This is a genomic window from Streptomyces sp. Tue6028 (assembly GCF_002300165.1).
GTDB lineage: Bacteria > Actinomycetota > Actinomycetes > Streptomycetales > Streptomycetaceae > Streptomyces > Streptomyces siamensis.
The window spans coordinates 71,189-84,350 of the sequence record NZ_MLCE01000014.1; the positions used below are offsets into that span (position 1 = coordinate 71,189).

The following is a 13,162-nucleotide window of genomic DNA, read 5'->3' on the forward strand; positions in this document are numbered from 1 at the left end:
ATCCAGGTGCGGATCCAGGTGCGGCCTGGCCGGTCAGCCCTTCTTGAGGACGAGCTCCGTGTTGCGGTCGCGGGAGGCGCCGGACAGGTCCGTGCGGGCTCCGGGCGCGTTGAAGGAGAGCTCCCGGTAGAGCGCCGCCAGCCCGGTCTGGCTGAGGTCGGAGAAGTCCGTGGCGTGCGGGGCCGCGGACTCTACGAGCGTGGTGAAGAGCGAGAGCGTGCCGTCCTTGTTGTCCACCAGCTCGATGACGCGGGCGAGTTGGGGGAAGTCGACGTGGGAGGCGGTGCAGATCTCCCAGAAGGAGCGGTTGCCGGGCGCGGCGTGCGGGATGATCTCGTTCTTGTGGGTGTGACCGTTCACCCAGGCCAGGACGTTGGCGAAGCTCACGAGGAGCGCGACGACCTCGTCGCCGCCATGGCGCTTCTCGACGGGGTGGGCCGGGTCGGCGTGGCGGTTGCGCATCGTCTTGCTGGTGTGGTGGCTGAAGACGACGACGTAGGAGTCCTTGTTCTCGCGCAGGGTCTTCTCCAGCCAGCGCAGCTGCGCCGTGCCGATGGAGCCCTCGTAGTGGCCGCCGGGGTCGGTGGTGTCCAGGCTGACGCCGATGACGTCCTCGGCGATGCGGAACGTGTAGTACTGGGTGCCCGCGGCCAGGTTCGCCGAGGAGTAGCCGTGTCCGATCGGGCCGGGGCCGGTGTGCGCCGGGTCGAGGTGCGCGCGCAGATACTCGGCGGGCGTGAAGGGGGCGCGGTTCTCGTCGGGCGTGACCGAGCGCATCTGCCGGGCGTGCGACTTGAGCAGGTCCCGGAACGCGGTTCCCTTGGGGCTGCTGCCGTCCTTGATGCTCTTGGCCAGGGCGGTGCACTCGGCGTCGGGAAGCGACATCAGCTTCTTCCCGCCGACGGCGAAGTCCGTGAGGTAGGAGTCGCCGCGGGAGCCGTAGCAGCCGAGCGGCAGCGCGTCGTGGTTGCCGACGGTGGAGTACCAGGGCAGCTTCAGGCCGGGACTGCGGACCTCGCGGATCGCCGCCTCCAGGAAGCCCGCAAGGCGCGGGAAGCCGAGCTGCTTGTCGGCGTCGCGCAGCGCCGCGTCGGGCTGCCAGTACGTCTTGAGGCCGCTGGCCTGGACGCCTTCGTAGTGGCGCGGGTCGCCGCTGTTGGGGGTGACACGGCCGCCGCTCATGACCTTCAGGAACCAGTCCAGTTCGGTCTTGGAGTTGTTGTCCGTGTTGTCCCCGGTGGTCATGACGAAATGCAGCGGGGAGCCGGTGACGGGGGCTCCGCGCAGCGAGTTGACCCGTTCGACGAGCGAGACGGCGCCGGCGACGGTCAGCGTCTCCTGGGGGCGCCAGGCGCTCTTGTTCTGGGCGCGCAGGTACTCCAGGCGCAACGGGTGCTGCGCGTCGATCAGGTGCAGGTCGGTGAGCTGCACGAACGCGGCGAGCGTGGTGCGCCGGTCGGCGCGGCCGGACTTGGCGGCGGCCAGTTCGTCGCGCAGGACCCGCGTCCAGCCGCGGCCGTCGCCGAGCCGCCGGTATCCGGTGGAGCCGGAGCGCGGGGCGGCGACGGACTGCAGGGTGGTGCCGCGCGTGTACGGGACCAGCGCGGCGGGGGCCGGCGGGCGCACCGCGGTCGACCTCGCTCCGGTGTGCGCGAGGGAGTCGGCGACGGGCTCCTGGCTCGTCGTGGCGGCGTGCGCCGGGGCGTCCGGACGCAGGGCGAAGCCGACCCCCGCGGACAGGGACACGGCTCCGGTGGCGGCCAGCAGGCTGCGGCGGTTGAGGGCGGGTACGGCGGCGACAGAGCGTATGCGCGACATGGCGCGGTCTCCCCGAGTGCGAACGCGTCGGCAGTGGTCGCGGGGCGTCCGCCGTGCGAACTCCCCGCTCACACTGGATCGTTGGCACCGGGGGTGACCTGCGCGTTAACTGGGCGGCAACGACCGGCGCAGATCACCGTACGTGGATCTTGGACCACCCTGCGCGGCCATGGAGCCCTCTTCGAACGGCCCGGGGACGGTCACTCCGTGTTCATCTTCCCGGGTACGGAACCTGGTTCCGGACGTCGCCGCCGGTCCGGGAGCCGAAGCCGGGCCACCACCGCCGGACCGGGAGCCGAAGCCGGGCCACCGCCGCCGGACCGGCGAGGGTCAGGGGTCTCGCGGGCCGGCGGCGGTGCTTCACGGGGCGGCGCGGCGGCTCACGGATTGGCGGGTGAGTACTCGGGCGCCGACCAGCGCAGGGGGCTGGCCGCCGGTGTCTCGACGACCCCGGTGACGGTGAAGCGCACGCTCCGCTCCCCGTCGGACGCGAACTCCGTACGGGCCGTGCCGGTGAGCTGGAGCGTGGTCCCCGCCGTCCAGTCCACGAAGAGCAGCCCGGCCCTCGGGTCGGCCGCCAGGTTCCCGAGGGACAGGAACATCGAGTTCCCGGGATAGTCGGGCCACCGCAGTTCGCCGGGCGCGGTGACGCGGACGAAGCCGGAGTTGCCGCCGCGATGACTGGCGTCGGCGCCGTGCGCGTGGACCGTGGCGAGGAAGAAGGTGTCGGCCGCAGCCACGGACTCCGCCTGGGCGGGCGAGAGCAGGCTGCCGCGGCGCGGGGTGCCCGGGACGCGCCCGGTCGTCTCGTACGTCTCCCTTCTCTGCAGGTACTTGGGGCAGTTGGAGAAGACCTGGTCGGCCTCGACCGCGAGGCCTCGGGGGGTGGGTCTGGCACGGCCGTCGACACGCATGCGGCGGCGGGTCCGCGGGTCGAGCGCGATGGTGCCGACGGGCGTCCCGGGGGTGCGGAGCGCGGGCGCGAGCGGATCGCCGGGCCGGAGCCCGCCCGTGACCGAGATCTGCCGGACGCCCGTGGCCCGGACGAAGCCGGGCCTGCCGGTGAGCAGCGAGGCCCAGACCGCGCCGGTGCCGGGGTCGGCGGCGCCGAGGACCAGCATCGGCTGCTGCTCCAGGAAGGCGGCGGCCACCGGCCGGATGCCCTGCCCGATGGACCGGCCCACGTGGTCGGCGAGGTCACGGACGCCGACGCGGTCCTGCACGGCGCGCGACCCGGAGTGATAGGTCATGGCGTCTCCTCGGGAAGCCGTCGGCCGGTCAGAAGAATCCGCAGGTGGGGGCGGCGGTGACCGGCGCCGTGGCCTCCTCGGCCCCGCTGGGCGCGTAGATCTCCAGCCGTGTGCCGTCCGGGTCGTGGAAGAAGATGCCGCCCGAGGCCGAGCCCTCGCGGTGGGCGACGACACCGTCGTAGGCGAAGTCGACGCCGTAGCCGCGCAGGGCGGTCTCGTACTCCTTGACCTGCTCGATCGTGTCCACTTCGAGGGCGAGGTGGTGCAGGCCCGCGCGGCCCTTGTCGTACGGCGTCCCCGCCTGCTGCCAGAGCGTGACGACCGGGCGGCCGTCGCCGCTCAGCGAGCCGAGGAAGGCGTACCGCCGCCCTTCCTCCTTGCCCTCGCCGAGCACCCCGAAGCCGAGGACGTCGCGGTAGAAGGCGAGCGAGCGGTCGAGGTCGGTGACGTTCAGGCCGATGTGGCCGGTGCGCAAGGTCATGGCAGTCCCCTCTGTCGATGGCAGCCCCATCCGGGAGCTAACCTCTGTCTTCGACTTTAAAGGTTAGAGCGAGGAGGTGCAACCGGTGACCTACCCTTGACTGGTTAGCAGTGAGTGCCGCCGCGGCGACCGGCGGCGAAGGGAGCCCCGCCATGCCCACCCGCCCCGACCCGCGCCCGCTCACCGGGGAGCCGGTCTCGCTCGATCTGCTCAACACCCGCTGGAACCGCGAGGGCGAGACGCAGGACCTGCTGACGGACACCGAGGGGCTGGCCGTATGGCTGGCGGCCAACGGGCTCGACTTCCCGGCCGAGGAGGCCGTCCTGCGGCACACGCTCCAGGCACGCGACGCCCTCCGCGCGGCCGTCGACGGCATCTCCCCGCAGACCGTCGCGCGCATCGACGCGGTCCTCGCGCACGGGCGGGTCCGCCTGACCCTGACCGAGCAGGGGCCTGCCGAGAACGCCGAGTTCGACGACCCTTCCTGGGGACCGGCCTGGCTGGCGGCCCGCGACTACCTCACGCTGCTGGACACCGCCCCCGACCGCATCCGCGGCTGCGCCCACGAGGCGTGCATCCTGCACTTCTTCGACACCTCACGGAACGGCACCCGCCGCTGGTGCTCGATGGCGGCATGCGGTAACCGCGCGAAGGCATCCCGCCACTACGCGCGCACGAAGGAGAGCTGAGACGCCCTACATGTCCGGTGATACACCGGCATAACCGGCGTGACGTATGGCGGAAGTACGCCATGGCTCCATCCCGCCTCGGTCAACACTCCCCAAACAACTGCCCCTTAGGCAAAGCTGAGCGGTCATCCGGGTCCACATACCGGACTGATGCGATCGGACCCCGAAGGACCCTCGGAGCCGGTCGCTCCGCGCTCGTTCCTTTACCTACAAGGGATGCAGATGACCTCCGACCCTCAGCGCGCTCCGATATCCGGCGCGAGACGCGCGGCCCGCATCGCCGTGGCGGCCGGCCTGGTGGCCGCGCTCTCCACGGCCGGGCCGATACCCATGGCCTTCTCCTCCGACTCCGGCGCACCGGCAGCCGACCCCGGCACCAAGTCGGCCGCCGCCAAGCTCGGTTCCGCCGACGCCGAACTCCTCACCGAGGCCAAGGCCAACGGCGACAAGAACGTCACCATGATGATCGCCACCGCTCCTGGGCAGACCGAGCAGGTCGCCGAGGAACTGGACGCGGTCAAGGGCGGCTCCGTGGGCCGCACCTACGACAAGCTCGGGTACGTCCGGGCGACCGTCCCCACCGGCCGGGCCGACGCGGCCATCGCCGCCGCCGCGAAGCTCTCCTCGGTGCATGGGATCGACCTGCGCCAGGAGATCGCGCTGGACGACCCGACGCCGAGCGCCGACACCGCCAAGGGCGCCCGGGAGCAGGCCACTTCGACGGCCACGTACTCCGGCCCGTCCAAGAGCACCCCCGCCGAGAACCCGTACAACCCGTCCTTCGAGACGGGCGCCGTCGACTTCGTGAAGGATCACCCGAAGGCGGACGGCCGGGGCATCACCATCGGCATCCTCGACTCCGGCGTCGACCTCGGCCACCCCGCGCTGCAGAAGACGACGACCGGCGAGCGCAAGATCGTCGACTGGGTCACCGCGACCGACCCGATCGTGGACGGCGACGCCACCTGGCGCCCGATGGTCACCGCGGTCACCGGGCCCACCTTCACCTACAGCGGCAGGACCTGGACGGCACCGGCCGGTTCGTACGAGATCAGCACCTTCCGCGAGTCGGTGACCGCGGGCGGCGACGCCAAGGGCGACGCGAACCGCGACGGCGACACCACCGACGCGTGGGGCGTCCTGTACGACCCGGCGGCGGGCACAGTCACCGTCGACCTGAACAACAACGGCGACTTCACCGACGACAAGCCGATGAAGCCGTACAAGGACGGCTACCAGATCGGCTACTTCGGCACCGACAACCCGACGACCGACGTCGTCGAGCGGCAGCCGTTCGTCGTCGAGATCCGCAAGGACGTCCCGATGGACCCCTACGGGGGCGACTGGGTCGGCAAGAAGGCCGACTTCGTCAACATCGGTGTCATCGAGTCCGAGCACGGCACCCACGTCGCCGGCATCACCTCCGCCAACGGCCTGTTCGGCGGGAAGATGAACGGCGCCGCGCCCGGCGCGAAGATCGTCTCCTCCCGGGCCTGCACCTGGACCGGCGGCTGCACCAACGTCGCGCTCACCGAGGGCATGATCGACCTCGTGGCCAACCGCGGCGTGGACATCGTGAACATGTCCATCGGCGGTCTGCCCGCGCTCAACGACGGCAACAACGCGCGCGCCGAGCTCTACACGCGTCTCATCGACACCTACGGCGTGCAGCTGGTGATCTCCGCGGGCAACTCCGGCCCCGGCGCGAACACCATCGGCGACCCGGGCCTGGCCGACAAGGTCATCTCGGTCGGCGCGACCATCTCCCAGCAGACCTGGGCGGCCAACTACGGCTCGCAGGTGGCGAAGTCGTACGCGATGATGCCGTTCTCCTCGCGCGGCCCGCGCGAGGACGGCGGCTTCACGCCGACGCTCAGCGCGCCCGGCGCCTCCATCAACTCCACGCAGACCTGGCTGCCGGGCTCCCCGGTCGCCGAGGCGGGCTACTCGCTGCCGGCCGGCTACTCGATGCTCCAGGGCACGTCGATGGCGTCGCCGCAGGCCGCGGGCGCGTCCGCGCTGCTGCTGAGCGCCGCGAAGCAGAAGGGCGTCGAGCTGAAGCCCGCCACCCTGCGCACGGCACTGACCTCGACCGCCGACCACATCAAGGGTGTGCAGGCGTACGAGGAGGGCGCGGGCCTCATCAACATCGAGGACGCCTGGGACTCCATCAAGGACGGCGCCACCGCGCACGACTACACCGTGAAGGCACCGGTCGACACCGCGATCGACTTCGCGCTGAAGACGCCGGGCTTCGGCACGGGCCTGTACGACCGCGAGGGCGGGCTCAAGGCCGGTGACAAGAAGACGTACGACATCACGCTGACCCGTACGTCGGGCGCCGACCGGGCGATCCGCCACGAGCTGCACTTCGAGAACAACGCCGGTGACACCTTCCGGATCGTCGGCTCCGACGAGGTGAAGCTGGGGCTGAACCAGCCGGTCACCGTCAAGGTGCAGGCGAACCCGCGGTCCGCGGGCCTCAAGAGCGCGATCCTGGAGGTCGACGACCCGAGGACCGAGGGCGTCGACAAGCAGGTCCTGACGACGGTCGTGGTCTCCGCACCCGTCAAGTACACCTACTCCGCGTCGGGTTCGGTGCAGCGCAACAGCACGCAGTCGTACTTCGTGACCGTGCCCGAGGGCGCCAGGTCGCTGGAGGTCGCGATCGGCGGGCTCAAGGACAAGAGCCAGACCCGGTTCATCTCGATCCACCCGTACGGCGTTCCGGTCGACAACACCTCGACGCCGTTCTGCTACAACAACTACCTCGACGGCAACGGCTGCAAGCCCGACGTGCGTTCGTACGCGGACCCGCAGGCCGGGGTCTGGGAGATCGAGGTCGAGTCGCGCCGCACGTCGCCGCTGCTCGACAACCCGTACAAGCTCGGCGTCTCCGTGCTCGGCGCGGACTTCGACCCCGCCGTCGTGACCGTCCCCGAGGCCAAGGTCGGCACCCCGGCCGCCGCCTCCTGGAAGGTGACGAACAAGTACGCCGCGCTCGACGGCACCCTCAAGGGCGGCCCGCTCGGTTCCTCGAAGAACGCGCGGCCGACCATCGGTGAGGGCGCCACGCAGACCACCACCGTGGAGGTGCCCGCGGGCGCCAAGTCCCTCGACGTCGCCATCGGCAACGTCTCGGACAACGCCGCCGACCTCGACCTGACGGTCTACGACTCCAAGGGCGCGCAGGTCGCGCAGTCCGCGGACGGCGACTCCGAGGAGGCCGTGTCCATCGCCTCCCCCGCCGCCGGGACCTACACCATCGAGGTCGTCGGCTACTCGGTCCCGTCGGGCTCGACCGCCTACGACTACCAGGACGTGTTCTTCTCGTCCGCGCTCGGCACGGTCACGGTCGACGAGTCCGCGCCGGTCAAGCTCGGCACGGGCGACTCGGCGACGGTGTCCGGCTCGGTCACCGCGGCGGCCCCGGCGCCCGAGGGACGCGAGTTCTTCGGCCAGGTCCAGCTGGTGAACGCGCGCGGCACGGTCGCGGGCATCGGCAGCGTGAAGATCGACAAGGTCACGCCGTAGCGCGTGCGGGGCGTGCGCCGACGCGCGCGTCCCGCCGTGGGACGGGGCCCGGAAACGGGCGCCCGTCCGGACGGCACGGGGCGGGTGTCCGGTACCGGGCACCCGCCCTTCGCCGTACCCGGGCCCGACCACCGCCTACCCGGGCCCGACCACCGCGTTCCCGAGCCCGACCACCGCGTACCCGGGACGCCGAGCGGTCCCCTCGCCTCCGGCCGGCAATCCCTCGCTCCAGCAGGGGCGTTCCGTCCGGTTCGATGAGGCGCGTCCTCCGCTCCCGGCACCGGGCCTGCCCCTCCGCCCGCGCCGGGCCTGCCCCTCGGATTCGGTCGTCTCACTCCTCGCAGGCCAGGCCGCGGGAGGCGGGCAGCGCGTCGAGGATCCAGGCCCGTTGCTCCGCGATGGCCTTCTCTCCCGTCGTCCACTGGTCGGCGGTCTCCTGGTGGCGCCGTACGGCGACGAGGGCGTGCTCACCCTCGTGGAGCCGCGGAACGGAGTCCTCGGCCATCAGGAACGTCACCCGGTCGTCGCCCTTCGCCGGCTTGTAGGAGCGCTCCACGTCCAGGGTCACCCGGTCCTGCCCGCTGCCCGGCACCCGCTCGACCGCTGTGACCCTGCCCTCGACGACGAAACGGGCGCACGCGAGGTAGCCCGGAGCGCTGAGCGAGGAGTCCTCGCCGCTGCCGCGCTGGTCCGACTTCGCGGAGTCCGCCGAGCCTCCCCCGAGCGCGGATCCCCCGCCCTGCGCCAGCAGCCAGCTCATGCCGACGACCACCGCGGCCACCGCGGCGACCGCGAGCGTGCCGAGCGACACGGCGAGCGCCCCCGGATGCCGGGAGCGCTTCCCCGGTCCGCCCGCCGGCCCCCGGTTCCCGGTCCGCCGCGGCCTCCTGGCCCGTGCCGCCTTCCCCGGGGCACGCGCCCCGCCCGTCTCCGACACCTTCCCGGCGTCCGCCAGGGCGTCGCCGATGAGTCCCAGCTGCTCCCGCAGCAGTGTCAGGTCCGCCGCCGCCGAGCGGTGTTCGGCCATGAACTCCGCGTCGTCGCGTGCTCCTTCGGGCAACGACTCGTCCGTGATCGCGGCCAGCAGCGCGTCCACACCTTCGTACTCGGCCACGTCACACCACCTCGTCCTCGTGCAGGCGGGCGCGCAGGGCGCGCACCGCGGCGTGCAGCCGGCTCTTGACCGTGCCCTCCGGGACGCCGAGCTCCTCGGCGATCCCGCGCACGGACAGGTCGGCGTAGAAGCGCAGGACGAGGACCTGACGCTGGGCGTCGGGCAGTTCGTCCAGGCCCTGGGCGACCGCCAGCGAGAGCACGCTGGAGTCCTCGCCCGAGGGGTGCTCCAGCTGCCTCAGTGAGGCGAGGCGTTCACCGAGCCGCTCCTGGCGGCGCTTGGCCCGGTGCCAGTCCATCGCCAGGTTCGAGGCGACGACCGCCGCCCACGCCGACACGTCGCGCGGTGCCTCGTCCCCCTTCGCCGCGCGCTCCAGCAACCGCAGGCGGACCTGCTGCACCCCGTCCGGCAGGTCCGTCTGCGGTACACCGCCGAGCGCGAGCACCGCACGCACCCGGCGTTCCTGGGCCGCGTCCAGGGGGTCGTCCACCCCCTGGGCGGCGCGGGCCTTTCTGCGCAGCACAGCCACCCCTCCCCTTCCCGCGTTTCCCCTACGACGCGGGTGCGGGCCGAAACGTTCGGCCCTGTTCGGCGCAGTTTTCCGGACCGCCGCCCTCCCTTTCCCTCACCCCTCGACTTCACATGATCCTCACTGTCAGCATGTGGCTCATGACGCACATCACCAAAGGAGCCAACACCCCTGTCCCCGCAGCTCTGTTGCGGGTCGCCGTCTGCCGTCGCGACGCCCCCGGGACACCGCCCGTGGACGCCTCGGCCCTGCTGCTCGACGCGGTCGGCAAGGTGCGCGGCGACGCCGACCTCGTCTTCTACAACCAGCCGGCGCATCCTTCGGGGGCCGTGCGGCACGCCGGCAACGCGAAGGGCGACGGGCAGCTCGCCGAATGGCTGGAGCTGGACCTGCCGCGCGTCGAGCCGCAGGTGCAACGGGTGCTGATCGCCGGTTCCTGCGACGGCGGGGTCTTCGGCGAGGTGCCCGGCCTCGCCGTGCAGGCGCTGACCGGTGACGGCGCGGTCGTGGCGCACTACGAGGTCACGGACGCGTCGAGCGAGACGGCCTTCGTGCTCGGCGAGTTCTACCGGCGCAACGGGGAGTGGAAGTTCCGGGCGGTCGGCCAGGGGTACGCGTCGGGGCTCGCGGGGCTGGCCACGGACTTCGGCATCGCGGTGGAGGAGGAGCCGACCGGGCCCGAGCCGTCCGACGCGGTGCCCCCGTCGCCGTCGGGTCCGGTACCGCTGGACACCGTGCCCTCGAAGACGACGGGACCGGTGCCGGTACCGGCACCGATGCCGGCGGCCGCGGTGCCCGCGCCGCCGCCGGGGCCGGGCCCGACGGGAGCCGTGCCGCCGGTCCCGCACAGTGGCGCCCCGTTCCCGTTCGGGCCCGGCTTCGCGCCCGTCGTGCAGCGCGGCCGCGGTCAGGGAGTGGTCAGCGTGGGCGGGTCCGTCCCTCCCGGCCCCGTGCTCGTCGAGGCCTGGCACCAGGGCGAGGGCTACATCTACGCGTACACGCTCACCAAGCGGAACAAGGACGACAAGCTCGTCTTCAACAACACCATCACCGACTTCCACGGGCGGGCTCTCGTCTTCCAGGGGGACGACCGGCGCCTGCGGCTGCGGGTCACCGGTGACAACGACTGGACGGTGTCCCTCCAGCCGCTGTCGGCGGTCCGCCATCTCGAAGGCACCGTGCAGGGCATCGGCCCCGAGGTGCTCGCCTACACGGGCACGGAGGCCGACGTCGACGCGGAGTTCGCCGGCGACAGCGACGGCGACGGCTCGTTCGTCGTGTGGAGCGTGGACGCGCACAATCTCCAGGGCTCCCAGGACCTGATCTTCAACGACGTCGGGCGGCTCCGGCAGACCGCGCCCGTCCCGGCGGGCCCGCTGCTGCTGCTCGTCGAGGCCGACGGCCCCTGGCAGCTGACCGCCCGGCCGCTGCCCGCCCTCGACCCCGGCCCGGCCACGACGTTCGAGCCGCCGGCCGTCGCCGTGCCGCCCGCGCCTCCCGCCGCGGTCCCGCAGGCACCTCCCGCCGCCGTCCCCGCGGCACCGCCCGCCCAGCCGTACCCGGCCGCGGGCGACGGCGCGGCCAAGGACGGGCCCCGCACGAAAGGCCTCCTCGGCCGCTTCGGCCGCGCCAAGGACGAGCACTCGGGCCGCGGCGCGAAGACGGTCACGCTGGTCAACCCGGAGCCCGGGAAGCCCGCGATCCTCGAATACTCGATCAAGGACGAGAACGAGTACGGCGGCTACCGGGTCGAGCGGCTGGACGAGTACGACGACGCCGACAAGTTCATGGAATCGAGCACGCACGGGGTGGAGGGCCGCACCCTCGTGTTCGGCTCGGGCGAGAGCGAGGTCCGGCTGCGGCTGGAGCGCGTGGGCGCGTGGAGTCTGCGCCTGCTGCCCGTCGAGGCCGCGACACCGCTGACCGGGAAGACGGAGGGCAAGGGCAGCACGGTGTTCCGCCACACCGGACCGCCCGCGGTGCAGACCCTGCGCCGCCTCACCCGGGACGAGGATCCGCTGGAGACCTCCGTCGTCCAGGCGGACGGCAGGAAGAGCATGAGCGCGAGCACGGCGGGGCGGCGCCGGCCCGTCGTCGGCCCCCTGTCGGTGTCGGCGGCCGGATACTGCTACCTGCTGGTCACCGCCCGTCACACGACGGGCTGGCAGATCGAGCCGGCCTCCCTCGACACCGTGCCCGCGTTCACCGACAAGGTGTCGGGGCAGGGCTACGCGGTCGTCCGTCACACCGGCCCGGCGGCCGAGATGATGGTCCGCTACGAGGTGCGCGGCCTGCTCGACCTCATCGCCCTGTGGGAGCTCGACGAGCGTCTCGAACCGATCCGCCGGATCAGCATGGCCACCGGTCTCCAGCACATACCGCAGGGCCTCGTCCAGGTCAGGACCAGCGGCGGCGGCAAGTGGACCATCGAGGCGCGCGGCTGACACCGCCGCGCACACCCCTCCCCCGGCCCGGAGTCGTACGTCACACCGCACGGCGCCGGGGGGCGGCGGCCGCACCGTACGGCTTGCGGTCCGGGGCGGGCGGCGGGCGGTTTTCTTCGGATCGGGGGCGGCGGGCACCGGACGATCGGGGCGGGTCCACCCGTTCCGGGCGTCCCACTCCTCGGTCACCACGACGAAAGGATTGGACACGCGGGGACTGGTGAGACGCATCATGGAAGCGCTGGACCACGTGAAACGCACGCAAAGGGAGTCGCCGTGAAGGTCGGAATCGTCGGAGCCACCGGTCAGGTCGGCACGGTCATGCGCAGGATCCTGGTCGAGCGGGAGTTCCCGGTCGACGAGCTGCGCCTGTTCGCCTCGGCCCGCTCGGCCGGGACGGAGATCGACGGTGTGACGGTGGAGGACGCTTCCACGGCGGACTACTCGGGCCTGGACATCGTGCTGTTCTCGGCGGGCGGCGCGACCTCGCGCGCGCTGGCCGAGAAGGTCGCCTCCCAGGGTGCCGTCGTGATCGACAACTCCTCCGCCTGGCGCAAGGACCCCGAGGTGCCCCTGGTGGTGTCCGAGGTGAACCCGCACGCGATCGCGGACCGCCCCAAGGGCATCATCGCCAACCCGAACTGCACGACGATGGCCGCCATGCCCGTGCTGAAGCCGCTGCACGAGGAGGCGGGCCTGGAGGCGCTGGTCGTCGCCACCTACCAGGCGGTCTCCGGCTCCGGCCTCGCGGGCGTCGCCGAGCTGCACGGCCAGGCCATGAAGGTCGTCGCCGACGCCGACAGGCTGACCCACGACGGCGAGGCGGTCGACTTCCCCGAGCCGCAGGTCTACAAGCGCCCCATCGCGTTCAACGTGCTCCCGCTGGCCGGTTCCGTCGTCGACGACGGGCTGAACGAGACCGACGAGGAGCAGAAGCTCCGCAACGAGTCCCGCAAGATCCTGGAGATCCCGGCCCTGAAGGTCTCCGGCACCTGCGTCCGGGTCCCGGTCTTCTCCGGGCACTCCCTCCAGGTGAACGCCCGCTTCGCGCGTCCGCTGAGCGCCGAGCGCGCCACGGAGCTGCTCGCGGGCGCCCCCGGCGTGACCCTCTCCGACATCCCGACCCCGCTCCAGGCCGCCGGCAAGGACGCCTCGTACGTGGGCCGGATCCGCTCGGACGAGACCGTCGAGCACGGCATCGCCCTCTTCATCTCCAACGACAACCTCCGCAAGGGTGCCGCGCTGAACGCGGTCCAGATCGCGGAGCTGGTCGCCGCCGAGCTGCGCGCCTGACCTACCGGGA

9 protein-coding genes are annotated in these 13,162 nt (G+C 72.2%); 4 read left to right on the forward strand and 5 right to left on the reverse strand.

All coding sequences use genetic code 11. From position 1 onward, the window contains the following. Positions 1-33: 33 nt before the first annotated feature. The 3 genes from BKI49_RS12760 to BKI49_RS12770 all read right to left on the reverse strand — a co-directional run bounded on the left by BKI49_RS12760 (position 34) and on the right by BKI49_RS12770 (position 3,549). A complete protein-coding gene (locus BKI49_RS12760) occupies positions 34-1,818 on the reverse strand; it encodes a TIGR03767 family metallophosphoesterase (protein ID WP_095934362.1) in 1,785 nt (594 codons plus the stop codon). Between the two features lie 380 nt (positions 1,819-2,198). Next, positions 2,199-3,068 (reverse strand): pyridoxamine 5'-phosphate oxidase family protein, encoded by an 870-nt coding sequence (locus BKI49_RS12765; RefSeq protein WP_095934363.1) that lies wholly within the window; start codon positions 3,066-3,068, stop codon positions 2,199-2,201. Positions 3,069-3,096: 28 nt separating this feature from the next. After that, the gene (locus BKI49_RS12770) at positions 3,097-3,549 is read right to left on the reverse strand and encodes a VOC family protein (protein WP_095934364.1); all 453 of its coding nucleotides are present in this window, start codon (positions 3,547-3,549) and stop codon (positions 3,097-3,099) included. A 152-nt stretch (positions 3,550-3,701) separates the two neighbouring features. Between BKI49_RS12770 and BKI49_RS12775 the strand changes: the two genes are divergently transcribed. Both BKI49_RS12775 and BKI49_RS12780 read left to right on the forward strand, forming a co-directional pair. After that, positions 3,702-4,238, forward strand: coding sequence for a CGNR zinc finger domain-containing protein (locus tag BKI49_RS12775; RefSeq protein WP_095934365.1), 537 nt, complete (start codon positions 3,702-3,704; stop codon positions 4,236-4,238). Between the two features lie 222 nt (positions 4,239-4,460). Next, positions 4,461-7,772, forward strand: a complete 3,312-nt coding sequence (locus tag BKI49_RS12780; RefSeq protein ID WP_095934366.1) for a S8 family serine peptidase — start codon at positions 4,461-4,463, stop codon at positions 7,770-7,772. A 331-nt stretch (positions 7,773-8,103) separates the two neighbouring features. On the opposite strand, the gene BKI49_RS35035 is transcribed toward BKI49_RS12780, so the two are convergent. Then, on the reverse strand, positions 8,104-8,886 hold the full coding sequence (locus BKI49_RS35035) for a hypothetical protein (protein ID WP_095934367.1): 783 nt from the start codon (positions 8,884-8,886) through the stop codon (positions 8,104-8,106). 1 nt (position 8,887) lies between these two features. Next, positions 8,888-9,415, reverse strand: a complete 528-nt coding sequence (locus BKI49_RS12790; protein WP_179332427.1) for an RNA polymerase sigma factor — start codon at positions 9,413-9,415, stop codon at positions 8,888-8,890. 140 nt (positions 9,416-9,555) lie between these two features. Between BKI49_RS12790 and BKI49_RS35785 the strand changes: the two genes are divergently transcribed. Continuing rightward, the gene (locus BKI49_RS35785) at positions 9,556-11,859 is read left to right on the forward strand and encodes a TerD family protein (RefSeq protein ID WP_143658439.1); all 2,304 of its coding nucleotides are present in this window, start codon (positions 9,556-9,558) and stop codon (positions 11,857-11,859) included. A gap of 276 nt (positions 11,860-12,135) precedes the next feature. Continuing rightward, entirely contained in the window at positions 12,136-13,152 is a 1,017-nt protein-coding gene (locus tag BKI49_RS12805; RefSeq protein WP_095934369.1) for an aspartate-semialdehyde dehydrogenase, read from the forward strand. Positions 13,153-13,162 lie beyond the last annotated feature (10 nt).

Excerpts from the sequence above, each read along its gene's own strand:
- BKI49_RS12780 (WP_095934366.1), top strand. The coding sequence starts at position 4,461 with ATGACCTCCGACCCTCAGCGCGCTCCGATATCCGGCGCGAGACGCGCG.
- BKI49_RS12760 (WP_095934362.1), bottom strand. The coding sequence starts at position 1,818 with ATGTCGCGCATACGCTCTGTCGCCGCCGTACCCGCCCTCAACCGCCGC.
- BKI49_RS35785 (WP_143658439.1), top strand. The coding sequence starts at position 9,556 with ATGACGCACATCACCAAAGGAGCCAACACCCCTGTCCCCGCAGCTCTG.
- BKI49_RS12775 (WP_095934365.1), top strand. The coding sequence starts at position 3,702 with ATGCCCACCCGCCCCGACCCGCGCCCGCTCACCGGGGAGCCGGTCTCG.
- BKI49_RS12770 (WP_095934364.1), bottom strand. The coding sequence starts at position 3,549 with ATGACCTTGCGCACCGGCCACATCGGCCTGAACGTCACCGACCTCGAC.
- BKI49_RS12765 (WP_095934363.1), bottom strand. The coding sequence starts at position 3,068 with ATGACCTATCACTCCGGGTCGCGCGCCGTGCAGGACCGCGTCGGCGTC.